The organism is Flavobacterium hydatis (assembly GCF_000737695.1).
GTDB classification, from domain to species: domain Bacteria; phylum Bacteroidota; class Bacteroidia; order Flavobacteriales; family Flavobacteriaceae; genus Flavobacterium; species Flavobacterium hydatis.
Genome location: NZ_JPRM01000001.1, coordinates 97,965 through 122,048 on the forward strand (window position 1 = coordinate 97,965; position 24,084 = coordinate 122,048).

Annotated in this window: 21 protein-coding genes; 14 read left to right on the forward strand and 7 right to left on the reverse strand. The window is 33.2% G+C overall.

Annotated features, from left to right (window positions below; all coding sequences use genetic code 11):
- Positions 1-22 precede the first annotated feature (22 nt).
- The 4 genes from IW20_RS00440 to IW20_RS00455 form a co-directional block, all read right to left on the reverse strand.
- Entirely contained in the window at positions 23-898 is an 876-nt protein-coding gene (locus tag IW20_RS00440) for a cell division protein FtsX (RefSeq protein WP_035617391.1), read from the reverse strand.
- A gap of 539 nt (positions 899-1,437) precedes the next feature.
- Positions 1,438-2,034 (reverse strand): molybdopterin-dependent oxidoreductase, encoded by a 597-nt coding sequence (locus tag IW20_RS00445; RefSeq protein ID WP_035617394.1) that lies wholly within the window; start codon positions 2,032-2,034, stop codon positions 1,438-1,440.
- 17 nt (positions 2,035-2,051) lie between these two features.
- The gene (locus tag IW20_RS00450) at positions 2,052-4,052 is read right to left on the reverse strand and encodes a TonB-dependent receptor plug domain-containing protein (RefSeq protein WP_035617397.1); all 2,001 of its coding nucleotides are present in this window, start codon (positions 4,050-4,052) and stop codon (positions 2,052-2,054) included.
- A gap of 121 nt (positions 4,053-4,173) precedes the next feature.
- The gene (locus IW20_RS00455; protein WP_035617401.1) at positions 4,174-4,521 is read right to left on the reverse strand and encodes a winged helix-turn-helix domain-containing protein; all 348 of its coding nucleotides are present in this window, start codon (positions 4,519-4,521) and stop codon (positions 4,174-4,176) included.
- Between the two features lie 268 nt (positions 4,522-4,789).
- Here IW20_RS00455 and leuS point away from each other — a divergent pair, with 268 nt between their 5' ends.
- The 4 genes from leuS (at position 4,790) to IW20_RS00475 (ending at position 9,999) form a co-directional block, all read left to right on the forward strand.
- Complete coding sequence (leuS, locus tag IW20_RS00460; RefSeq protein WP_035617404.1) at positions 4,790-7,693, forward strand: leucine--tRNA ligase; 2,904 nt, start codon at positions 4,790-4,792, stop codon at positions 7,691-7,693.
- Between the two features lie 398 nt (positions 7,694-8,091).
- Positions 8,092-8,943, forward strand: coding sequence for an alpha/beta fold hydrolase (locus tag IW20_RS00465; protein WP_081912416.1), 852 nt, complete (start codon positions 8,092-8,094; stop codon positions 8,941-8,943).
- The gene (locus IW20_RS00470) at positions 8,943-9,413 is read left to right on the forward strand and encodes an RNA polymerase sigma factor (RefSeq protein ID WP_035617409.1); all 471 of its coding nucleotides are present in this window, start codon (positions 8,943-8,945) and stop codon (positions 9,411-9,413) included. The genes IW20_RS00465 and IW20_RS00470 overlap by 1 nt, the downstream gene beginning before the upstream one ends.
- The gene (locus tag IW20_RS00475) at positions 9,403-9,999 is read left to right on the forward strand and encodes a hypothetical protein (protein ID WP_035617411.1); all 597 of its coding nucleotides are present in this window, start codon (positions 9,403-9,405) and stop codon (positions 9,997-9,999) included. The genes IW20_RS00470 and IW20_RS00475 overlap by 11 nt, the downstream gene beginning before the upstream one ends.
- Positions 10,000-10,099: 100 nt before the next feature.
- On the opposite strand, the gene IW20_RS00480 is transcribed toward IW20_RS00475, so the two are convergent.
- Positions 10,100-10,507, reverse strand: coding sequence for an MmpS family transport accessory protein (locus IW20_RS00480; RefSeq protein ID WP_035617413.1), 408 nt, complete (start codon positions 10,505-10,507; stop codon positions 10,100-10,102).
- Between the two features lie 174 nt (positions 10,508-10,681).
- Here IW20_RS00480 and IW20_RS00485 point away from each other — a divergent pair, with 174 nt between their 5' ends.
- From IW20_RS00485 to rpoN, 7 genes are all read left to right on the forward strand, one after another.
- A complete protein-coding gene (locus IW20_RS00485) occupies positions 10,682-12,685 on the forward strand; it encodes a tetratricopeptide repeat-containing sensor histidine kinase (protein WP_035617416.1) in 2,004 nt (667 codons plus the stop codon).
- Positions 12,672-13,304, forward strand: coding sequence for a response regulator transcription factor (locus tag IW20_RS00490; RefSeq protein ID WP_035617418.1), 633 nt, complete (start codon positions 12,672-12,674; stop codon positions 13,302-13,304). The genes IW20_RS00485 and IW20_RS00490 overlap by 14 nt, the downstream gene beginning before the upstream one ends.
- Before the next feature lie 98 nt (positions 13,305-13,402).
- Positions 13,403-14,089, forward strand: a complete 687-nt coding sequence (locus IW20_RS00495; RefSeq protein ID WP_089052118.1) for a zinc metallopeptidase — start codon at positions 13,403-13,405, stop codon at positions 14,087-14,089.
- A gap of 187 nt (positions 14,090-14,276) precedes the next feature.
- On the forward strand, positions 14,277-15,410 hold the full coding sequence (locus IW20_RS00500) for an SPFH domain-containing protein (protein WP_035617419.1): 1,134 nt from the start codon (positions 14,277-14,279) through the stop codon (positions 15,408-15,410).
- An 8-nt stretch (positions 15,411-15,418) separates the two neighbouring features.
- Positions 15,419-16,486: a zinc finger domain-containing protein gene (locus tag IW20_RS00505; protein ID WP_035617421.1), complete on the forward strand. Its 1,068-nt coding sequence runs from the start codon at positions 15,419-15,421 to the stop codon at positions 16,484-16,486.
- Between the two features lie 334 nt (positions 16,487-16,820).
- Positions 16,821-18,269 (forward strand): asparagine--tRNA ligase, encoded by a 1,449-nt coding sequence (gene asnS, locus IW20_RS00510; RefSeq protein WP_035617424.1) that lies wholly within the window; start codon positions 16,821-16,823, stop codon positions 18,267-18,269.
- A 92-nt stretch (positions 18,270-18,361) separates the two neighbouring features.
- Positions 18,362-19,822 (forward strand): RNA polymerase factor sigma-54, encoded by a 1,461-nt coding sequence (rpoN, locus tag IW20_RS00515; RefSeq protein WP_035617426.1) that lies wholly within the window; start codon positions 18,362-18,364, stop codon positions 19,820-19,822.
- Positions 19,823-19,938: 116 nt separating this feature from the next.
- Here rpoN and IW20_RS00520 read toward each other — a convergent pair whose 3' ends face one another.
- Together IW20_RS00520 and IW20_RS00525 are read right to left on the reverse strand one after the other, a co-directional pair.
- Positions 19,939-20,376 (reverse strand): hypothetical protein, encoded by a 438-nt coding sequence (locus tag IW20_RS00520; protein ID WP_035617427.1) that lies wholly within the window; start codon positions 20,374-20,376, stop codon positions 19,939-19,941.
- 30 nt (positions 20,377-20,406) lie between these two features.
- A complete protein-coding gene (locus tag IW20_RS00525; protein ID WP_035617428.1) occupies positions 20,407-20,997 on the reverse strand; it encodes a thymidine kinase in 591 nt (196 codons plus the stop codon).
- 244 nt (positions 20,998-21,241) lie between these two features.
- Here IW20_RS00525 and IW20_RS00530 point away from each other — a divergent pair, with 244 nt between their 5' ends.
- From IW20_RS00530 to IW20_RS00540, 3 genes are all read left to right on the forward strand, one after another.
- A complete protein-coding gene (locus IW20_RS00530; protein ID WP_035617430.1) occupies positions 21,242-22,369 on the forward strand; it encodes a hypothetical protein in 1,128 nt (375 codons plus the stop codon).
- A gap of 334 nt (positions 22,370-22,703) precedes the next feature.
- Positions 22,704-23,435 carry a 16S rRNA (cytidine(1402)-2'-O)-methyltransferase gene (gene rsmI, locus IW20_RS00535; RefSeq protein ID WP_035617777.1) on the forward strand — a complete coding sequence of 244 codons (732 nt, stop codon included), beginning with the start codon at positions 22,704-22,706 and terminating at the stop codon, positions 23,433-23,435.
- A gap of 174 nt (positions 23,436-23,609) precedes the next feature.
- Positions 23,610-23,954 (forward strand): HopJ type III effector protein, encoded by a 345-nt coding sequence (locus IW20_RS00540; protein ID WP_035617433.1) that lies wholly within the window; start codon positions 23,610-23,612, stop codon positions 23,952-23,954.
- Positions 23,955-24,084: the final 130 nt, after the last annotated feature.

Here is a 24,084-nt window from a genome sequence, read left to right on the forward strand (position 1 = left end):
ATCGTTAATCTGCAATCTAAAATTAATAAAGATCGTCGGTTCTTAAGTTCAAGAAACGTTGTGTAGCAAAGTGTGTACTTAACCAAGTAATTAAAACTCCGATTCCTAAAACTGCCAATAATACTAAGCCTATAAGACCTTTATCATCTAATATTCCAAGTCCTGGGTAGTTTGTGTTTACATATATTAAAAGTCCGATTAAAGCAACAATTGCCAAACCAGCACCAATTAATCCTAATTTAATGCTTCGCATTACAAATGGTTTACGAATAAACGATTTTGTAGCACCAACCATTTGCATTGTTTTAATAATAAATCGATTAGAATGTATCGATAAACGTAATGAACTATTAATAAGCAGTACTGCAATTACAGTTAAAAATCCGCTTATAATTAAAATCCACATACTTACTTTTTTGATGTTATCATTAACCAGATTTACTAATTGTTTGTCATAAACAATATCCGAAACCATAGTATTTTTACGTAAGTTAGTTTCTATTTTAGTAATACTATCTCTAACAACGTAATCGGCTTTTAAGTGAATATCGTAAGAATTCAGCAATGGATTCTCTCCTAGAAACGTTAGGAAATCTTCGCCAATAATATCGGTATGTTGTTTAGCAGCAGCTTCTTTAGTAACATAAACAAACGATCTTGCAAAAGGAGCTTTTTTCAATTCGGTATTAAATGCCTTTATAATACTATCATTAGCTTCGTTTTTGAAGAAAACCGTCATTGCGATTTTTTCTTTAAAATCATCTGCTAATTTTTTAGAATTAATAATGAACAATCCTAGTACTCCCAAAAGGAATAAAACCAGAAATACACTTAATACAACCGAAAAATAAGAGGAAATTAACCTGCGTTTTTGAAATTTATCAAAGTTAGAACTCATAGTTTGCTTAAATTATGTGGTAAAAATAATAAAGAATTTCATTATTTACAGCTTATAACGAACTTTTATACTTTAATTATACAATTAGTCATCGAATAAAAAGTTGATTTAACCGCAAAGTGCGAAAAGTTTTGTGTTGATTTAAACGCAAAGCACGCAAAGGTTTTAAATATTTAGTTTTATAAAAACGCAAAGTACACAAAGCTTTGCGAACTTTGCGTACCCTTTTGTGCACTTTGCGGTTAATTTTCGCCACAGATTAAAAGGATTTTAAAAAAGTTTGCCAATTATACTAATTGCACTAATTTTCAAAACTTTGCGAACTTTGTGTCCCCCTTTGCGTACTTTGCGGTTAGATCCTCAAAAAATCTTAGCCACTTAGAGCCTTTAAAATTAATTTAACCGCAAAGCGCGCAAAGGTTTTAAATATATAGTTTTATAAAAACGCAAAGCTTTGCGAACTTTGCGTACCCCTTTGCGCACTTTGCGGTTAGATCCTCAAAAACCTTAGCCACTTAGAATCTTAGCAACTCAGAGCCTTACTTAACTTTATAAACTTCGATACTTTTAAGCCAGGAAACATGACGTGGACCCGTTTTTATATCGTTTTTACAAATCGTAATCATTTCTCCGTTTTTTACAGGCTTACCATTTTCTTCAAAAAGAACATAGGCATTTTCTCCTGTTGGATTATTAAAAATTTCTGCCCACGAGAACGTTGCCATATACCCATCTGAAGCTCTTGCTACAATATAAAAATTACGGTCTTTATGTCCACTTTGTTTAATTTTTGCCTTCTCCAAGATATCTTTTAGCAAAACTCCTTTGCAGGTTTTATCATCTTTTTTAACTTCTCCGCTCTGGCAAACTACTTTAAAATCTGTTATAGTAGCCACTTTCATTTTACGCAATGAATCTACCGTTAATTGCAACGGAAATTCAACTTCTCCCTTTACTTCTATTTGGTGATTTACTAATTTTAAGCTATCAGCTGGCGTAAGAACAGGATGTTTATCGTTATCTGTTTCTGAAACTTTTTCAGTTGTAATAGTATCTTCTTTTTCTTTTTTAGAAGAATTACACATCGTGCATGAAAATGCGATTAATAGAATGAGAATGTAATTTTGAGTTTTCATATAAATTTATTTTTGATTTAGTTATTAAAAAAACGAAGTGTCACAAAAAAGTTGCGCCCTTCTTCAGGATATCCTTCTACAAGACTATAGTTCTTATCAAATATGTTATTTACTCCAGCGTCGATGTTAAAGTTTTTAGCAATTTTACCCGAACCATAAAGATTCAAAAGGGTGTAATCTGGAACTCTCGTACCATAACTAGTACTAATTCTAGACGAATTAAACTCAGAGTTAGCTATTAATCTCAGGTATTTTATTGGCTCGTATTCTACCGTTCCCATAACTTTAGTATTTGGTACATCGGTAAAATGAATGGTAGGATCCGTCAGGTTATTTCTTTCCACGTAAGTGTAATTAACATTAAAAGCTAAATTCTGCAAAAGCGAATAATTCAGTTGCGCTTCAATTCCCATGTATTCGGCTTCGCCAAAGTTTTGCATTTGCGATTTCCCCGGCGCAACATTACTTACATTTAAAATCGCATCGGTAAGCGAACTATAGAACACAGCTGTTTGAAATGTTATTTTACTAAAAAGATTTGCGGTATAATTTATTTCATAGTTTACCGCTTTTTCTGGTTTCAGGTCAGGATTAGGAATTGCAGTTCCCATTCGGTACGAATATCGGTCTTTGATTGTTGCAAATCGTGTTTTCTGCGAAACGGTTGCTCCTAGTTTTTGATTCTCATTTAGCTGATAAAAAAATCCTATTTGCGCATTAAAGGCATCACTAGCATCTGCCGTTGGATAATCAGAAATTACTTTTGTTGTGCTATTATAATCTTCGGCTTCTTTGTTTTTTCTGATGTTGTAACTCACTCCGGGAACCAATGTAAATTTGTTCGAAATTTTATAAACATCTTCAATACCAATCAATATTGTATTGTCTACAAAATTGCGTACAGGTTCGCCAAGGTTATTTTCCCGATGCACATCTTCTTTAAAATGAAATGCGATTTTAAGGTCATTTTTCGGGATTATTTGGGTATCATATTCCAGATTCCCTCCATACGTATAATCGTTATAATTGCTCTGAAAAGCGTACGGCTTAGTTTGGGTAGAATACGTATTATCATCATAACTATCTAATGTGTTTTTAAATCTATCGTAGTATATTCTAGTTTTAAAACTGTTCTTATCATCAAAATTTGAATTGGAGATAAAATAATAACTCTCCTTATCCCAATTAGGCCATTGCCAATATCGAGGTTTTGCATAAAGCGAGTTCAATACATCATCGCCCGCATATACAGGATTTCCCTTCTCGCCTTGCTGATTAATATACCCTATTGCATATTCGCTCTTTTCGGTTGGAGTCCACCCTACTTTAAAGCTAATTTTCTGGTCCGTACGATAGGAATTGTCTCTTTCGCCTCCATCTTCGTTTTTAGAAGGAACATAATTAGACGACATTCTAAACGAATTGCGATGCAAATACGAATATCCTCCCTGAACATAAAACTTCCCCAGATTAGAACCTATATTAATATTGCCTTTATACCCATTAGAATTAATCATACCAAACGAACCATCATATTCTAATATTCTTGAAGGTTTTCTGGAAATAAGATTAATAGCTCCTCCAAGCGAATTCGGACCATAAAGTACTGACGAGAATCCTTTAGAAACATCTATCGCAGCAAGATCAAAAGTGGTAAATCGAGCCAAATCTACATAACCATCATAAGGAACATAAACCGGAATTCCATCCATATAAACTGGAACTTGCCTTAAATCAAACCCCCGAATCGAAACCATAGATTCATTTCTTGGCCCCGAAGCAGTTAAACTCACACCCGGAAGCATATTTAATGCCTGAGAAACATCCATTTTATTTTGCGACTCCATTTTTTTGGTCGTCACCCTATTTAGTGTGTCCTTGCTTTTATTATTTTTTATAATAACTTCTCCAAGCATAAACATATTAGTAGGTTTTACTGAATCTGTTACAACTGAATTATTTTTTTGGCATAAGCCAATGAGCGGAAATAATAAAAACATTATAATTTTTAGCTTCATAATTTTCAATAGTTTTTCAGTATGTTTTTAAAAGAATACTGATGGTTAGCATTTATATTTTGGATTACAATTAGTCAACCCTTGCAGTGTGTTTTAAAATGAATACTGATTATTAAAAAAATTAGAACTTTAAATTTTGAACTTCTTTTTGAGCAAAATCTTTAATTCTTTTTTCGATTTCATAAAATACTGTAATTGCATTTTCGCCAGCTTCTGTCAATCGTGCACCTCCACCACCTTTTCCGCCCAAAAGCTTCTCCACCAAAGGAGATTCGGCACGTTGATTCATCTCTTCAACCAATTGCCAAGCTTGTCTGTATGCCATTTTCATCTCTTTGGCAGCATTAGTAATAGATCCTGTTTTTTTTATATTCTCTAATAACCAAATCTTACCAATACCTAAAAAAGGACCTTCGGCTTCTTCAATCCAAAGTCGAACCTCGATAGAATATTTTTTATTATCTCCCATTTATCTTTTAAAAACTCCTCTAAAATACTCAAATTTTAAGTAAAACTATTCTTTCAATTGCTTAAATGTTGAAAAATCAAAAAAATCTCTTCTATCTGCAAAACACAAAATTAAGTGTCCAGGTTCTTTTAAATACTGATTTTTATCATTAATCCTATATCTTGAAAAATTACTTTGGTACAATGCACAATAAACGTAAATTTGCGAACTTATAATTCAGTGATAAACTTTTGAATCTTTATCACTTTGCAACTTTGAACCTTTTATAATGAAGTACAATCCGATTGAAATAGACGCCAAATGGCAAAAATATTGGGCAGACAATAAAACTTTTGCAGCCGAAAATAATTCCGAAAAGCCGAAACATTACGTACTCGATATGTTTCCTTATCCATCTGGAGCGGGATTACACGTTGGACATCCGCTAGGTTATATTGCTTCAGATGTATATTCTCGTTTTAAAAGACACCAAGGATTTAATGTTTTACACCCAATGGGGTACGATAGTTTCGGATTACCTGCTGAGCAATATGCTATACAAACAGGTCAGCGTCCGGAAGATACTACTCGTGTAAATATCGATGGTGGTGTAGATAAAGAAGGAAAGCAAATTGCTGGATACAGAAAACAATTAGATAAAATAGGATTCTCATTTGATTGGGACAGAGAAGTTCGTACTTCAAATCCTGATTATTACAAGCATACACAATGGATTTTCATCCAATTGTTCAATTCTTGGTACAATAAAGATGCTGATAAAGCCGAAGATATTTCGACTTTAGTTTCTATTTTCGAAAAAGAAGGAAATGCGACTGTAAATGCAGTTTGCGATGATAATATAATAGGCTTTTCGTCAAGCGAATGGACATCATTTTCTTCAGATGAGCAACAAAAAATTCTATTACAATACAGATTAACTTATTTGGCAGAAACAGAAGTAAACTGGTGTCCTGGTTTAGGAACTGTTTTGGCAAATGACGAAATCGTAAACGGAGTTTCTGAGCGTGGTGGTTATCCTGTAATCCGTAAAAAGATGACACAATGGAGCATGCGTATCTCTGCTTATGCAGAACGTTTGTTACAAGGTCTTAACGATATCGACTGGAGCGAAAGCATCAAAGAAAGCCAACGTAACTGGATAGGGAAATCGGTTGGAGCATTAGTAAAGTTCCCAGTTTTAAGTAACAGTTCTCAAACTGAAGCAACTTTAAACATTAAACCTGAAACTAACAATATCGAAGTATTTACGACTCGTCCTGATACTATCTTCGGGGTTACTTTTATGACTTTGGCACCAGAACATCCTTTGGTTGCAGAAATTACAACTCCTGAACAAAAAGCAGCGATTGAAGCGTACATCGAAAAAACGGCAAAACGTTCTGAGCGTGAGCGTATGGCAGATGTAAAAGCTATTTCGGGAGTATTTACAGGAGCTTATGCGGAGCATCCTTTTACAAAAGAACCAATTCCGGTTTGGATTGGCGATTATGTTTTGGCAGGATACGGAACTGGTGCAGTAATGGCGGTTCCTTGTGGAGACGAAAGAGATTATGCTTTTGCAAATTTCTTTAAAGGTCAAAACGGAATGCCAGAAATCAAGAATATTTTTGCTAATGTTGATATTTCTGAGGCAGCTTATGGTTCAAAAGACAATGTAGAAATTGCAAATTCTGATTTCTTAAACGGATTAAATTATAAAAAGGCAACTCAATTAGCAATTGCTGAGTTAGAAAAAATAGGACAAGGAACAGGAAAAACCAATTACCGTTTGCGTGATGCAGTATTCTCACGTCAGCGTTATTGGGGAGAACCTTTCCCTGTATATTATGTAAATGGATTGCCACAAATGATTGAGGCGCAACATTTACCAATTATTTTGCCTGAAGTAGAGAAATATTTACCAACCGAAGACGGATTGCCACCTTTAGGAAATGCGGCTGTTTGGGCTTGGGATACTAAAACGAATACAGTTGTAAATACTGATTTAGTAGATCATGTAACGATTTTTCCTCTTGAACTAAACACTATGCCAGGTTGGGCAGGAAGTTCTTGGTACTGGATGCGCTATATGGATGCGCATAACGAAAACGAATTTGCAAGCAAAGAAGCTTTGGCTTATTGGGAAAGTGTCGATTTGTACATTGGAGGAAGCGAGCATGCAACTGGACATTTATTATATTCTCGTTTTTGGAATAAATTTTTAAAAGACAAAGGTTTTGCTCCAACTGAAGAACCATTCAAAAAACTGATTAATCAGGGAATGATTTTGGGTACGACGGCTTATGTTTACAGACTTGAAGGTACAAATACATTTATTTCTAAAAATAAAATTGAAGGTCAAAATGTACAACCAATTCGTGTTGACGTTCATTTTGTAAACTCTTCAGATGAATTAGATATTGAAAAATTTAAAGTTTGGAGAGAGGACTTTAATACTGCCGAATTTATTTTTGATGAAAACGGTAAATATATTGTAGGTCGTGAGGTCGAAAAAATGTCGAAATCATATTATAATGTAGTTACACCAGATGATATTTGTAATGAATATGGTGCTGATACCTTACGTTTATACGAAATGTTCTTAGGTCCATTAGAACAAGCTAAACCTTGGAATACTGCTGGAATTTCGGGAGTATTTGGTTTCTTGAAAAAACTATGTCGTTTGTATTTTGATGATAATGGCTTAATTATTACCAATGACGAACCAACAAAAGACAACTTAAAATCATTACATAAAACCATTAAAAAAGTAGCAGAAGATATTGAGAGTTTCTCTTTCAATACCTCTGTTTCTCAGTTTATGATTTGCGTAAACGAATTATCTACACAAAACTGTCATTCTCGTGCTATACTTGAGCCTTTGGCAATTGTAATTTCGCCTTATGCACCACATATCGCTGAGGAATTATGGTCGTTATTAGGTCATACAACATCTATTGCAGCTGTTGCATTCCCTACTTTTGAGCCTAAGTATTTAGTAGAAAGCAGCAAAGAATATCCAGTTTCGTTTAATGGAAAAATGCGTTTTACAATCGAATTGCCTTTGGATTTAACTGCAGCGCAAATCGAAGAAATCATTATGAAAGACGAAAGAACCTTAAAACAATTGGATGGTAGAACACCAAACAAAGTAATTATCGTTCCTGGAAAAATCATTAATTTGGTTGGATAACAATATACACATACACCTGTAGAGACGCACCGCAGTGCGTCTTCACAAGATTTAAAATCCTAATTCTAAAATTTAGAATTAGGATTTTTTTTGCGTATAGTTTGTCCTCCTGAGCGAAGTCAAAGGATCACCACAATAAATTCCACAAAGAGAATCGCCAATATTTACCCACGTATTATTGTAGAGACGCACCGCAGTGCGTCTTACGTCTGTACGTTTTTCAGGAAACGATCATCTATGTGGAGACGCACTGCAGTGCGTCTCTACAAGCCCAACCGAAACACATACAAACAACTAAATAACAATTAATTAAAAAATATTTCTAACTTTTGTAACATTTTAATAACTCTTGTATCTAAAAGGCGAATTCTATCATTTAACAACTTAAAACTATTAAAATGAAAAAGTATATCTTCTTGGTTATCGCCCTTTTATTTTCAGCATTGTGTTTAAATGTATTCGGACAAACAAAATCGTATCCGTTTGAAATTACCAAAACCGGAAAAGGAAAACAATCTATAATCTTCTTACCAGGATTTGCAAGTTCTGGAGACGTATGGAATGAAACAAAATCTAACTTCGAAAAAGATTTTACCTGTTATGTTTTTACAATGGCTGGTTTTGCAGGAGTAAAACCTCAACCAAATCCTTCTTTTATAAATTGGGAAACAGAAATCGCTAATTACATAAAAGCAAACAAAATCGAAAACCCAATTATAGTTGGTCATAGTATGGGTGGCGGACTCGCATTAGCTCTCGCCGCTGATTATCCGGAACTAATCGGTAAAATTGTAGTAGTCGATGCTCTACCTTGTTTATCGGCTCTCATGGATCCTTCTTTTAAAACAAAAGAAAATAATGATTGTACTCCGATAGTAAATCAAATGACATCAATGTCTGATGAACAATTTTCTGAAAATCAAAAAAAATACCTTCCAAGACTTTTAGAAGATGCTACTAAACGAGATTTGTTACTTAGTTGGAGCGTAAAATCCGACAGAAAGACATTTGCCGAAATGTTTTGCGATTTCTCCAATACTGATTTAAGAGATAAAATTGCAACCATAAAATGTCCTTCTCTTATATTACTTGAAGCTTATTTTGTAAACATGAAACCTGCTATTGAATCACAATATAAAAACTTAAAAACAGCCAATCTTCAATATGCTAACAAAGGATTACATTTTATTATGTATGATGATAAAGATTGGTATTTAGCCCAACTATCCAACTTTGTAAAATCGAAATAATGGAGTTTGAAGAATTATACAAATCTTATTGGCAAAAGATATTTAGGTTGTGCATGGGTTACGTAAATGATTATGACATTGCGCAAGATATAGCTCAGGAAACTTTTATTATTGTCTGGCAAAAGCTTCACACTTTTAGAAACGAAGCTAGTATTGGAACATGGATTTTTAAGATTGCTTCTAATAATTGTTTACGACAAATAGAAAAAGGAAAACGTTTCCCTAAATCTGAGCTTCCGATACATATTACCGAGGAAAAAGAATATTCGCTAGAACCACAAATTCAATTTTTATACAAATGCATTGCCGAGTTACCAGAAACCGATCGTATTATTATTTCGCTCGAACTAGAAGATGTAAAGCAAGCCGAAATAGCCAAAATTGTAGGTCTCTCAGAAGCGAATATAAGAGTGAAAATTCATAGAATTAAAGAAAAACTAACTCTAAAATTTAAAGAAAATGGACAATAATATAGACTTTAAAGATTTATGGAAAAAACAAACCGTAAGTCAGCCCAATATAGATGAGTTACTTTCTAAACTAAAACAGTTTAAAAGAGGAAGTTTAAAAAAATTGATGCTAACAAATATCTTACTTATAGTAACAAGTGCTTTTATAATTTTTATTTGGTATCATTATCAACCTGAATATATTTCGACCAAAATCGGTATTATTTTAACCGTTCTGGCAATGACGATGTATTTATTCGTTTACAATAAACTGGCTATGTTTTATAAAAGTATTGACAGTACCCAAAGCAATAACGATTACCTACAGAAATTAATTTCGATTAAAACAAAGCAACAGTTCTTACAATCGACCATATTGAGTTTGTACTTTATATTACTTGGCGCCGGATTGTGTTTATACATGTACGAATATGCCTTGAAGATGTCGTTGTTTTGGGGAATTTTCACTTACGTAATAATGTTATTCTGGATAGGAATAGTATGGTTTTATTTAAGACCTAAAGAAATCAAAAAACAAAATACTAAAATCAACAATCTAATTTCTAGATTTGAAGAAATAAACAATCAGTTAAGAACAAACTTGTAATATCGATAACACCTTTTTAAAACAATCAATTGAATAAAAAAAAGCAAGGTCTGTAAAATTACATTCCTTGCTTTTTTATTTACAAACCATTCTTAGGATATTATCTTGGAAAAAGATAAGGTGCAAGAGTTACAACAATGATTCCGTCATTGTTTGCTTTTGCGGTAGATTCTTTTACTACTTCTCCGCCAACATAGATTTTAGCAGTTAATGTTTGATCCTTAACGCCACCATGACCGCTTGAGCTGAATGTTATTCCTGGAACACCTGCATCTACAGTAATTTGTTTAGTCCAAGGAAGACTAGTAACATCTTCGTTTAGTGGATTTCCGCCTTTATCAAAATAAACTGCGCTAAGTTCTCCAGTAAAATTTCCTGTTATTTCATATTTTACATCTCTTGATTTAGTTACCTGTTCTGCCTCATTATTGTCGTCGCTACTACTACATGATGCAGTTACAAAAACCAAGGTTAGCAAGAACATAATTTTTTTTAAAGTCGTTTTCATGATTGAATTCTTTGGGTTTATTTATGTTTAATAATCATTTTAACAAATATAAACCTGAACAAAAAATAGGACAATACCTGATAAAATGTAATTTATTCTACCTGATATCAGGTAAAAAATTGAAAAAGATTTTGATAAAAATTTAATTTTAATAAATTTGATAAAACACAATTTATGTCCAAAATCTACTTTTATTTATCCCTTATATTATTCTCAACTACCACTTACTCACAAGTTATACTTTCGCTAGATGATGATAGCGTTTATATAGACAGTATTGCCAGAGTTGCTAAAAACACCCCGTCTGATAGTTTAAAAACGTTATACAGTTTTAGATTATCTAAATTGTACCTAATGGTACAGGACATAAAAAAATCTAAAGAATATTTGCAAGACGCCAATAAGCTAAAAATGAAATTCCCTTTTTTAAAAGATGTTTCTATTTATTATAATGCTTTTAGTTTTCTAGAAAAAGGTGATGCTGATGGCTATGAAAAAACATTAGTTGAAGCCAATAATAAATTAAAAAAATACAATAATACCGAAGCCTATAGATTACGTGCCATTATACTCCAGAATTATGGTATCATGCAACAAAGGAAAAACAATGAAAAAGGCTATATGAAAATATTAGTTTACGAAGCTATTCCTGTTGCAAAGAAAAGTGGCGATTATGAACTAATAAGTAGTTTATACAAAGCCATTGCTATTATTTTTATGAATACGAATGAACGCGAAAAGGCAAGTGAATATCTAAATGAAGCGCAATATTACATCGAAAAAGCAACCAAAAGATCTCCTACTCTAGCAGAATCTAAAATGGAAACCTACATTATTAATGCTGAAAATCTGATAGAATTGAAGCGTTTTTATGATGCAAAAAAAACATTAGACAAAGCATATTCTAAATTATCAAAATATCCAGAATCAAACCTTAACGATTCTTACTTTTATGCAGAGGGAATATATTATGCAAAACAAAACCAACACTCTAAAGCTTTAGAAAGTTATGAAAAAGGAATTAAATCAGCCCAAAAGCATCAAAATCTAATTGCTTTAAACCGATTAAAATTTGCAGAATATCAGGTTCTTTTCAAATTAAAAGATTACGAAAAGGCTAAAAAAAATCTGGAATATCTTTTAGTGAACACTCCGTTTATTGTAGATAAAAAAAATTATTATAATGAATTAGCAAAAGTTTATAATGCAACCAAAAATCATGAAAAAGCTTATTTCTATTCTAATAAATACAATACTGTAAATGATAGTTTGAATAAATCTAAATTTCAGAATGAAATAGTAGAGCTTGAAGCTAAATATAAAAAAGCTGAAAGCGAGAAAAAAATAACACTCCTACAAGCACAAAACGATAAAGCAGCTTTATTAGCAAATAACAATCGTTTAAACTCTATCCTTTTTGGTGTGTTATCATTCGTTTTATTTCTTACGGTTTTATTTTTATGGATATTAAACAAAAATCAAAAAAAATTAAGTTTCCAAAAAGAAGTTAATCACCAACAAGAGTTAGCCGCACTCGAAAACCAGAAAAAGCTATCTGTTTCAAACGCCTTGATAGAAGGTGAAGAAGTAGAAAGAAAAAGAATCGCAAGAGATTTACATGACGGACTTGGTAGTATGCTTTCGGGATTAAAAATGCATATGAATTTAGCCGAAAAAGAAAATGCTACAAATAAAGTAGAAGTCGGAACTTTATTAGACAACTCAATTAAAGAACTAAGAAATATTTCTCAAAACTTAATGCCCGAAAGTTTATTAAAATTAAACTTAGAGAATGCGTTAAGAGATTTATGCATAGCCAACACTAATTCAAAAACTAATATAGAGTTTCAGTATTTAGTACAAAACCAGAATTTACCTAAGAATTATGAAATCATGATTTACAGAATTATTCAGGAATTATTAAACAATGCATTAAAATATGCTAATGCCTCACAAATTTTAGTTTCTTGTTCTCTAAATCAGAATGTGTTTTTTATTACTGTCGAAGACAACGGAATTGGTTTTGATGTATCTAGATTAAAAGACAATACCGGAATGGGTTTAAGAAATATTAAAAACCGTGTAGAATTCTTAAACGGAAAATTAGAAATTGAGAGCAAAGAAAACAAAGGAACTTCTACCTATATCGAATTAAAAGTAAAACATGAAGACTTATAAAACTGTTATTGTAGATGATCACCCGATTGTAATCTCGGGAGTTTCGGGATTATTATCCGATTTAGATGCCATTGAGATTATCCAAACATTTGAGTCTGGAATTACACTTCTTGATTATATCCAAACTAACCAAGTCGATTTAATTTTGATGGACATTTTTTTGCCTGTAATCAACGGTACCGATTTATGTAAAACAATTAAGCAAAAATATCCTAAAGTAATAATAATCGGCATAAGCAGTCAATCTGAAAGAAGCTTGGTCATGCAATTTATCCAAAACGGAGGAAATGGTTATATCCTTAAAAATGCTTCTTTTGAAGAGTTTAAACGTTGCATTTATAAAGCTATCGATGGCGAAATTGTATTTAGCGACGAAGTAAAAACAATTATTAGCCAGCCATTATCTGAAGATTTAGAACAAGTTCCGAGTCTTAGTCGCAGAGAAAAAGATATTGCGGTATTACTCTCTAAAGGAAAATCGACTCAGGAAATTGCCGATGAATTATTTTTAAGTTTTTTGACTGTACAAACACATAGACGAAACATTCTGCAAAAATATAAAATGAAAAATGTTGCCGAATTAATGACACATCTTCTTAAAAACAACCTTTTAAACTAAATATAAAGTTTAAAATGACAAAATGACATTTTTATAATTTGGTTCAGAAATTGCTATTTATCTAGTAACTTTAAATAATAAACTAAAAAACAAAAGATATGGGAATGAGTTATTTAATTCTTGCTGGAGCGATTATGTTATTTAGCTGGTTAGTTAGTTCAAGACTAAAGAGTAAATTCGAACAATATTCGAAATTGCAATTGCAAAACGGAATGAGCGGTGCAGAGATTGCCGAAAAAATGCTTGCCGATAACGGTATTCGTGATGTTAGAGTAATTTCGACTCCTGGTCAGCTAACAGACCACTATAATCCAGTAGATAAAACAGTAAATTTAAGTGAGGCCGTTTACAACCAGCGTAATGCCGCTGCGGCAGCTGTTGCTGCACACGAATGCGGACATGCGGTACAACATGCTGTAGGTTACGAGTGGTTAACAATGCGTTCTAAATTGGTACCGATCGTGAGTGTTGCTTCGACTTATATGCAATGGATTTTGCTTGCAGGTATCCTTATGCTTCGTAGCTTTCCGCAATTATTACTAATTGGGATTATCATTTTTGCAGCAACAACAATATTTTCGATTGTGACTTTGCCTGTAGAATATGATGCTAGTAATCGTGCTCTTGCTTGGCTTGAGAACAAAAGAATGCTTACACAACAAGAACAAGCTGGTGCAAAAGATGCTTTAAAATGGGCTGCAAGAACATATGTAGTAGCCGCTATTGGTTCGATTGCTACTTTATTATATTATATCTCTATTTATATGGGAGGAAGAAGAAATTAAACTGAGGTTCTAAGGTTCTATAAAAAAATCCGTTTTTTACAAAACGGATTTTTTTATTTATATGATTTCGGTTTTTAATCCTGCAAGGTCTTTTTCACATTATCTAATTGGCACATTATCTAATTAACCCATTTTAAAAGAAAACAAATTATTCTTACATTTGATTTCTAAATTAATTAGATTTAAAATGGGAATATTTGATAGGTTAAAAAATGAGTTTCTAGATATCATCGAATTTATAGACAATAGTAATAACACTCTTGTTTACAGATTTGAAAGATTTCAGAATGAAATAAAAAACAATAGTAAACTTATTGTTAGAGAAGGCCAGCAAGCCATCTTTATGAATGAAGGTAAGATTGCCGATATTTTCAATGCAGGAACTTACAACTTAAACACGCAAAACTTACCTATTCTATCTACTTTAAAAGGTTGGAAATACGATTTTAATAGTCCGTTTAAAGCTGAAGTTTACTTTATAAACACCCGAAATTTTATCGATCAAAAATGGGGAACTAAAAATCCTCTAATTTTAAATGATGATCGTTTCGGAATGCTCGAAATTAGAGCTTTTGGAACGTATACATTTAAAATTGTCGATGCTCAAAAATTCATAAAAGAAATTGTTGGTACTGACGGGCATTTTACTACCGAAGAGATTAACGAGCAATTAAAAAGCATTATAGTATCTCGTTTTACCGATGCCATAGGCGAAGCCAACTTACCTATAGAATCTTACGTAGGCAATACTAACGAACTTTCGGCTACCATCTTTGCTATCATGAAAGATGATTTTGCAGCCTACGGAATTGAGCTTAGCAAATTCTTACTAGAAAATACCTCTATGCCAGAGGAAATTAAAAAAGAGATTTTTGAATTAAGTCGTCTTAACAAGATTGACATGAAAAAGTTCACACAATATAAAACAGCTCAGTCTATTGAAAAAGCTGCCGAAAATCCGTCTGGAATAGCAGGAACTGCCTTTAGTTTTGGAACAGGTATGAATATGGCAAGACAAATGATGCAAGCTTTTGAAGAGCCGTTTCAAACAACATCTTTCTCCTCTTTTTCAAGTCACCAGGTTCCTCCTCAAGCTCCTCCACCTTTACCAACAACAGGAGTGACTTATTTTGTTGCTATTAATAATGCACAAGCAGGACCTTTTGACGAAAGTCAACTTTCGCTTTTAATAGAAAAAGGACAACTCGTAGCAGATACTTTGGTATGGAATCAAGGAATGACGGGATGGCAAAAAGCGTCGAGTGTTCCTGGGTTACAAAATTTATTTACCCAAATGCCTCCTCCTCTACCTAACATCTAATCTATAAAATGGAAAACGCCGAAATTAAAAACGAAACATTAAAAGCTTTCGACTGCTCTAATTGTGGAGCTGGATTAAAATATAAGCCTGGTACAACAACTTTGATGTGCGAATATTGTAATACCAAAAACATCATTCCGCAAGAACAAACTATCATCAAGGAAAATGATTTTGTAGCTTATCTTGAAAAATTAGAGTCTGAAAATTCAGTTGTAGAAGAAACATTACAATGCAAAAGTTGTGGTGCAGCTTCGACAATAAACATAAATTCAAAATCTTCTGATTGTCCGTATTGCAGCACTCCATTAATAGATGCTAGTACAAAGGAAGATCGCGCCATTAAACCTCAATATTTATTACCTTTTAAAATAGATAAACAAAAGGCAGCCCAATTGGGGTATAATTGGGCAAAAAACACTTGGTTTACAAAAAAAATACAACCTTCTTTTATAGATTTATCTGCAGTTTATGTTCCTCATTGGACATTTGACGTGCAAACCAATACAAATTATGCGCTAGAGAAAAAACAAGTAAATGGCAACAATACTTATCTTCAATCTACGTCGGGCAATCTATCGCTCTTTTTTGATGATGTCGTAGTTCCTGCTTCTGGAACTGTTGATGCTAATTTATTAGCAAAAGTAGGCCCTTGGATCACAAAGAATCTCGTTAATACCAACGACCAATACTTAAGTGATTATATTGTTGAGAAATACAAACTAGGCTTAAAACAAGGGTTTTACGTAGGTAAAAGAGCTGTTGACGAAGCGATTAGAAGTAAAATTAGTTCTCAATTTGGAATAGGTAGTAATATAACAATTAAGTCTATCCAGAGTCAATACAACGATATAAAATTCAAACATATCTTGTTACCTCTTTACGTTGCTACATATGACTATAATGGTCAGAAAAATATCTTTTACGTTAATGGTAATACTGGAGCTGTAGCGGGTATAAGACCAAAAAGCCCTATTTTTTTATTTTTGAAAAAAATAGCATTTGTTATTATTCTAATTATAGGTTTTTTTACAATGTTAATAATATTACTGACTTGGTTAGGCTTTATGGCTCAATAAGTATTTGATAATATGTGAATGAAATTACCCCCCCGACAGAATTAAATTTCTATCGGGGTTTGTTTTTATAATCCCGCAAAGTTTCTAAAACCTTGTAGGATTTATACATTTTCTAATTGCCTAATTATCTAATTAGACACATTATCTAATTTATTCCCAATTCTAGCCCTAATAGTAGCGGCATCCTTTATGTTTTTTCTTTAAAAACATAAAGATATAGCGGATAGTAGGAAATAGCTCCTTACTTAACATCTCAATATGGCAATTACAAACATTTCGATTATATTTGCATTTCGATTGAAAGACAATTTTTAATATCAATTCTAAAATTAAAATGAGACACACAAAAGTTAAAGACTTATTAAACAGTACTACGACGCTTCAGGAGGTTAATGCAAAAGGATGGGTAAGAACTTTTAGAAATAATCAGTTCATTGCGCTTAATGACGGTTCTACCATTAATAATATACAATGTGTTGTTGATTTTGAAAATACACCTGATGAAACTTTAAAAAGAATCACTACTGGTGCTGCAGTTTCTGTAATAGGAACTTTGATTGAAAGTAAAGGTGCTGGTCAGAAATATGAAATTCAGGTAAACAAATTGGAGATTTTAGGAGATTCTGATGCAGAAAAATTCCCGATACAACCAAAAAACAAACCTAGTTTGGATTTCTTACGTGAGAATGCACATTTACGTGTACGTACCAATATGTTTGGTGCTATTATGCGTGTCCGTTCGGTATTATCATTTGCGGTTCACAACTACTTTCAACAAAAAGGATTTGTGTATGTAAATACGCCAATTATCACTGGTTCTGATGCTGAAGGTGCTGGAGAAATGTTTAAAGTTACGGCTTTACCTTTTGACAACACACCAAGAACTGAAGACGGAAAAGTAAACTATAAAGAAGATTTCTTCGAAAAAGAAACGAACTTAACGGTTTCGGGACAATTAGAAGGTGAAACGTATGCGATGGCTTTGGGTCAGATTTATACTTTTGGACCAACTTTTAGAGCAGAAAACTCTAATACTTCTCGTCACCTTGCTGAATTCTGGATGATTGAGCCAGAAGTTGCTTTCAACAACCTTGATGACAACATGGATTTGGCTGAAGATTTTATTCAGTACGTAATTAAATATGCTTTAGACAACTGTCAGGATGATTTAAAATTCTTGGAAGGAAGACTTCTTGACGAAGAAAAATCTAAACCTCAAGCAGAAAGAAGCGAAATGGCTCTATTAGAGAAATTGAACTTTGTATTAGAGAACAACTTTAAACGTGTTTCTTATACTGAAGCTATTGACATCTTGAGAGATTCTACTCCTAATAAAAAGAAAAAATTCCAATATATCATTAACGAATGGGGAGCTGATTTACAATCAGAACACGAGCGTTACTTGGTTGAAAAACACTTTAAATGTCCGGTAATTTTGTTTGATTACCCAGCAAATATTAAAGCGTTTTACATGCGTTTAAACGATAACACGGAGCCAGGAAGAGAAACGGTTCGTGCAATGGATATCCTTTTCCCTGGAATTGGAGAAATCGTTGGTGGATCTGAAAGAGAAGAACGTTACGACGTTTTGATCGAAAAAATGAAAGCTTTAGAGATTGACGAAGAAGAATTATCTTGGTATTTAGACACCAGAAGATTTGGATCTGCAACTCACGCAGGTTTCGGACTTGGGTTTGAAAGACTTGTTCTTTTTGTAACAGGAATGACAAATATTAGAGACGTAATTCCTTTCCCGAGAACTCCTGGAAATGCTGAATTCTAAAAAAAGTTTAATCGGTTAATCGTTCATTCGGTTAACCGATTTTCACGAATACCGAATTGACAATTAAACAAATAAACGATTAAACATTATAAATGCTAAAGCAATTTTTAAATTTAAAATTATCCCAAAAATTATCTCCTCAGCAAATTCAGCTGATGAAGTTAATTCAATTGCCTACGCAAGCTTTTGAGCAACGTTTATTAGAAGAAATGAACGAAAATCCGGCTCTTGAAGCAGGAAAAGAAGAGGAATATGAAGCGGATGAATTTGCCAATGAAGACTACGACGATTATGACGATGCTGAATCGGACAGAATTGAAGCAGACGATATAAATATTGACGAATACTTAAGCGACGACGATACTCCAGATTATAAAACTCAAGTGAATAACTATAGCGATGACGAAGAAAGAGAAACTCCTTTTGCTTCGCCTGTTAGTTTTCATCAAGACTTAATTAATCAGTTAAATACCTTTATCTTAAATGATGAAGAACGCGAAATTGCCGAATTTCTTGTAGGTAGTATCGATGATATGGGATACATAAGAAGAAGTATTCCTGATATTGTAGACGATATGGCATTTACGCAAGGTATTTATACCGATGAGGCAATGGTCGAGAAAATGCTAAATGTAATTCATGAACTAGAACCTTCGGGCGTTGGTGCACGTGATTTACAGGAATGCTTGTTATTGCAGTTAAAACACCGAACTCCAACAGAATACGTAGAACTGGCAATTGATATTATCGAAAACCAATTTGATGCTTTTACTAAAAAGCACTACGATAAACTGCTACAAAAATATAATGTTTCGAATGAGCAACTTAAAAAAGCTGTTCACGAAATAGAAAAATTAAATCCTAAACCAGGTGGTGCATTTACAGGAAACAATAAAGTTACTGAGAATGTAGTTCCCGATTTTGCCATACGTATTGTAGATGGCGAGCTTGAATTAACCTTAAACGGAAGAAATGCTCCTTCGCTGCATGTTTCTAAAGATTATCAGGAAATGATGCAAACGTATAAGGATTCCAGAGATAAATCGACCGCTCAAAAAGATGCAGTACAATTTATAAAGCAAAAACTAGATTCGGCCAAATGGTTTATAGATGCCATACGTCAGCGTCAGGAAACCCTATTTGTAACCATGAATGCAATTATGCATTATCAGGAAGAATACTTCTTGGATGGTGACGAAACCAAGCTAAAACCGATGATTCTTAAAGATATCGCCGATATGGTTGGGTTGGATATTTCGACCATTTCGCGTGTTGCAAACAGCAAATATGTAGAAACTCCTTATGGAACAAAACTGATAAAGGAATTCTTCTCGGAAGCGATGAAGAATGATCAGGGTGAAGATGTTTCGACTTTGGAAATCAAGAAGATTTTACAAAATACAATCGAAGAAGAAGACAAAAGAAAACCTCTTCCGGATGATCAACTTGCCGAAATCCTAAAAGAAAAAGGATATCCTATAGCCCGAAGAACTATTGCAAAATATCGTGAGCAACTTGATATTCCTGTAGCAAGAATGAGAAAAAAAATGTAATTTTTGACCATTAAAGAATTAAGAAAACATACGTTTAGACTCTTTATAAGTTAAACACAAAAAAGAAAACCCGACAATTAATAGTTGTCGGGTTTTCTTTTTTATTTTTAATTTCGTTATTTATACTGATCTGGCAATATGTTTATTTTAAACAAAAACTCTTTCTTTTTGTCGTAATAACTATAAATAAGGGAAAAATCATTGTCTCTAAAAACCTGAAGTCCCGAATTTGCTTTAGCAGTACTAAGCAGACTTTTTTTGATTTCTTCTTGTATTACATTAATTTCTGCAGTTTCTTTTGCTACATTCATCAATGTCAAATTATACTGAACAACTCTTTTTTCAGGCAAGCTCACACTATCTAAACGTATTCCTTCCTGAATTGTTAATGGACAATTTTTATTATATTTCCCAACTAACTCTGTTACTTCAGTCTTTACTTCACTAGCATTTTCAGAAAGATAAAACTGAAAATAAACAGCCAAAGCTACCGCAATTCCAATTACAACTAACAATAAAATATTCTGTTGCTTTTTACTTTTCTTTTCTTGCATTGTTTATTAAAGCTTAAATGAAATTAAATTCTATTTTTCCTGACTCTTTTTCATGGCATTAAAATAAGCGGCACGGCTCAAAGGCTCATATTCTTCGGTTTCACCTAGCATAACTAATTTATCATTATCAGTCTTACGGAAACTATAATTTGCCAGATTTCCTGTTCTTGTGCAAACTGCATGAACTTTGGTTACGTACTCGGCTGTTGCCATAAGTCCCGGCATTGGACCAAACGGATTCCCTTTAAAATCCATATCCAATCCTGCAACAATTACACGAATTCCCTGATTAGCAAGGTCGTTACAAACGGTAATAATTTCTTCGTCAAAAAACTGAGCTTCATCAATCCCGATAACATCACAGCCTTGTGCAAGAATAGCAATATTAGCTGCTGCAGGAACTGGTGTTGAACGAATTTCGTTTGCATCATGCGACACAACCATTTCGTCATGATAGCGGGTATCAATAGCTGGTTTAAAAATTTCGACCTTTTGCTTGGCGAATTGAGCTCGTTTTAATCTGCGAATTAATTCTTCGGTTTTACCCGAAAACATTGACCCACAAATAACTTCAATCCATCCAAATTGTTCTTTGTGATTTACTGTATTTTCGAGAAACATTTTGTATTTTTCTACCTTTAAAGATGAATAGTTTTTATTACTTTGTACTGGTAATAAATCAACATAAAAATTCGATACTTTTACGTTTTTTCAAAAGTAGAAAATTTTTATCAAATCAAAGATTCGGGAGCAGCATTTTAAAGAAATAAAAAAAATATTGCACAATGTTTCTTTCATTTTTCGATTTCATCAAGGAGAATACTCATTAATAAACATGCCTAACACATTATAATTTTCAAACGTTATGAAAAAAAAATTGGAAGCCGATTTAATCAGCATTGCACATCGAATTTTAAAACTTAAAAATAAGTCCGATATCAATCAATTATATCTTGAAACGCAGAAATTATATGAAAAATTGGCGGTTTTAAAATTTATTGATGAGAATTTTGAAGATACTAAACCTACTATTGGTCGTAGCCAAATAGATGCTACCATAGAAACTGCGTTTGAAAAAGAAGAAACTATACAACCAGAAAAAACTGTTGTAATAGAAGAACCAACTGCAAAAGAAGAGATCATTGTAAATGAAATTGTGGAAACTCCTATCGAAGAAGTTCCTGAGCCAGTTGTAGAAGAAACTGTAATCGAAACTAAAGCCGAAGAGGCAATAGAAGAAGTTGCTGCAGAAACTGAAGAAACTACCGAAGAGATCCCTGAACCTTTCTTAAAAGAAGTAATCGAAACCAAAACGGAAAAGATTATAGAAGAAGAAGTTGTTGCGGAAATCGAAGAAGCTGACGAAGAAATTCCGGAACCATTTTTAAAAGAAGTAATCGAAACCAAAACGGAAGAGATTACAGAAGAAATTGTTGCCGAAATTCCTGAACCAATAAAAGCCGAAGAGGAAAAAATCGAGAAAGTAGTAGAAACTCCAGTTCTAGATTTTGCTCCAGCATTTGAGCTAACTTCTGAAATAGAAGAAGAAAAAGAAGAAACTCCAGTAAAATCTGATGTAGTACATATTTCTTTTGAAGACTTAATGGGTATCGATTATAGCAATGCTACGTTTGTAAAAGTAGATAGTTTTGAAGCTGTATCACCTGTTACGCCTGCTCCAGAATTTAAAGAGAAAAAGAAAGAAGTAGCTGCAACAGCAGTTCTAGAAGAACCTAAACCAGTTTCTTTGAACGAAAAACTTTCAAAAGGATTTCATGTTGACCTAAACGACCGTATTGCATTTACAAAACATCTTTTTGGGAACAGTCCAGAAGATTACAATCGTGTTTTAAACCAATTAATCACGTTTGATAGTTTTGGTGAAGCCAATGAGTTTCTTGAAAACATGGTGAAACCAGATTACAACAACTGGGATGGAAAAGACGAATATGCAGAACGTTTCGTAGCTATTATCGAGAAAAAATTCTCATAAAAATAAAACACAGATTTTAAGATAATATTTTAGGACTTTGACACCCGAGCGATAGCGAACGGATGAAATAAAGAGTTACTAACTTAAATTGTCTATAAAGAGACGTGGATGATACGGATTTACAAAAGTAAAGCCGCGGATTAAAACTGATTTAAAAACAATCAAAAATAAAATCCGCTTTAATCCGTGTTTTCGCGATAGCGAATCCGCATAATCCGCGTTCCTTTCGCAAAGAGTTAAATAGAATTATTTGTTAGCGTGTTTTTTAAAGCACTTGCAATCTATTTTAATTTGTGTTAACTAAAAATTGATTAAACAGAATTCAGAAAAAATTATGTCTAAATTATATATCGTTCCTACGCCTATTGGCAATCTAGAAGACATGACTTTTCGAGCCATTCGTATTCTTAAAGAAGTAGATTTAATTTTAGCCGAAGATACTCGTACAAGTGGCAAACTCTTAAAACATTTTGAGATTGGCACGCATATGCACAGCCATCATATGCATAACGAACATAAAACTACCGAGAACTTAATTGCAAGATTAAAAGCGGGTGAGACTATTGCCTTGATCTCGGATGCGGGAACTCCTGCAATCTCCGATCCTGGTTTTTTACTTACTCGTGCTTGCGTCGAAAACAAAATCGAAGTAGAATGTTTACCTGGTGCAACAGCTTTTGTTCCTGCACTTGTAAATAGCGGATTACCAAACGACAAATTTATTTTTGAAGGTTTCTTGCCTGATAAAAAAGGGAGACAAACCCGTTATTTAGTTCTTGCGGAAGAAACCCGAACCATGATTTTATATGTTTCTCCACATAAACTCGTTAAAACCTTAGCTGAATTTATTCAGTATTTTGGTGAAGACAGACAAGTTTGTGTATGCCGAGAATTATCAAAACTACATGAAGAAAACGTTCGTGGAACGGCAAAAGAAGTGTTAGCTCATTTTGAAAAAACAGCTCCACGAGGAGAAATTGTTGTAGTTGTTGCCGGAAAAACAATAATAAAAGAGCCTAAGAAAAGTAAATTTTCTAAGGACGACAAAGAAGACGAAGAAGATTAAAATATTTATGCCACAGATTAAAATGATTATTACAGATTAATAAAAAGTTTGTCACGAATTATCACGAATTTAATTAGTGTAAATTCGAGTAATTCGTGGCAAAAAAATCATTCTAATCATTTTAATCTGTGGCATGAAAACCTTAAACTGCAAAGCAGAAAAACAATACATATCATGAGCATACAAGCCTTTTTAGAAAAACTAAAACAAACTCCAACCGAAATAACTTTCCCTGAAACTATTGCTGTAATCGAAGAAAATTACACGTTTACTCCAACTGCTTTCCAGAACGGAACACAACACAATGCTGCTGGTGAAAACTCAGGTTCTTGTAAATTATTTTCTTTCGCAAAATTACAAAACCTTTCTAAGGAAGAAACTTTAGCATGTTTTGGAGCTTTTTATTTCGAAGAAGTTCTAGGAGATCCAAACGGAAGTAATCATCAAAACATTAGAAATTTCATCAACTTAGGTTGGGACGGAATTAAGTTTGAAGGTGAAGCATTGGAATTGAAATAAAAAATAGACGTTCCTTTTTGTCAGGTTGAGCGGAGTCGAAACCACGCAAACAATCTCTCCCGAAGCAACTCTAGATCAAAAACCTTTGTCAAAGTTTAAACTTTGACAAAGGTAAAACCGATAAAAAATT

Coding starts and splice junctions, on each gene's coding strand:
- IW20_RS00500 (WP_035617419.1), top strand. CDS start 14,277: ATGGGAATATTTGATAGGTTAAAAAATGAGTTTCTAGATATCATCGAA.
- IW20_RS00445 (WP_035617394.1), bottom strand. CDS start 2,034: ATGAAAACTCAAAATTACATTCTCATTCTATTAATCGCATTTTCATGC.
- IW20_RS00440 (WP_035617391.1), bottom strand. CDS start 898: ATGAGTTCTAACTTTGATAAATTTCAAAAACGCAGGTTAATTTCCTCT.
- IW20_RS00540 (WP_035617433.1), top strand. CDS start 23,610: ATGAGCATACAAGCCTTTTTAGAAAAACTAAAACAAACTCCAACCGAA.
- IW20_RS00480 (WP_035617413.1), bottom strand. CDS start 10,507: ATGAAAACGACTTTAAAAAAAATTATGTTCTTGCTAACCTTGGTTTTT.
- IW20_RS00505 (WP_035617421.1), top strand. CDS start 15,419: ATGGAAAACGCCGAAATTAAAAACGAAACATTAAAAGCTTTCGACTGC.
- rpoN (WP_035617426.1), top strand. CDS start 18,362: ATGCTAAAGCAATTTTTAAATTTAAAATTATCCCAAAAATTATCTCCT.
- IW20_RS00495 (WP_089052118.1), top strand. CDS start 13,403: ATGGGAATGAGTTATTTAATTCTTGCTGGAGCGATTATGTTATTTAGC.
- asnS (WP_035617424.1), top strand. CDS start 16,821: ATGAGACACACAAAAGTTAAAGACTTATTAAACAGTACTACGACGCTT.
- IW20_RS00465 (WP_081912416.1), top strand. CDS start 8,092: ATGAAAAAGTATATCTTCTTGGTTATCGCCCTTTTATTTTCAGCATTG.
- IW20_RS00525 (WP_035617428.1), bottom strand. CDS start 20,997: ATGTTTCTCGAAAATACAGTAAATCACAAAGAACAATTTGGATGGATT.
- IW20_RS00490 (WP_035617418.1), top strand. CDS start 12,672: ATGAAGACTTATAAAACTGTTATTGTAGATGATCACCCGATTGTAATC.
- rsmI (WP_035617777.1), top strand. CDS start 22,704: ATGTCTAAATTATATATCGTTCCTACGCCTATTGGCAATCTAGAAGAC.
- IW20_RS00520 (WP_035617427.1), bottom strand. CDS start 20,376: ATGCAAGAAAAGAAAAGTAAAAAGCAACAGAATATTTTATTGTTAGTT.
- IW20_RS00455 (WP_035617401.1), bottom strand. CDS start 4,521: ATGGGAGATAATAAAAAATATTCTATCGAGGTTCGACTTTGGATTGAA.
- IW20_RS00530 (WP_035617430.1), top strand. CDS start 21,242: ATGAAAAAAAAATTGGAAGCCGATTTAATCAGCATTGCACATCGAATT.
- IW20_RS00450 (WP_035617397.1), bottom strand. CDS start 4,052: ATGAAGCTAAAAATTATAATGTTTTTATTATTTCCGCTCATTGGCTTA.
- IW20_RS00470 (WP_035617409.1), top strand. CDS start 8,943: ATGGAGTTTGAAGAATTATACAAATCTTATTGGCAAAAGATATTTAGG.
- leuS (WP_035617404.1), top strand. CDS start 4,790: ATGAAGTACAATCCGATTGAAATAGACGCCAAATGGCAAAAATATTGG.
- IW20_RS00485 (WP_035617416.1), top strand. CDS start 10,682: ATGTCCAAAATCTACTTTTATTTATCCCTTATATTATTCTCAACTACC.
- IW20_RS00475 (WP_035617411.1), top strand. CDS start 9,403: ATGGACAATAATATAGACTTTAAAGATTTATGGAAAAAACAAACCGTA.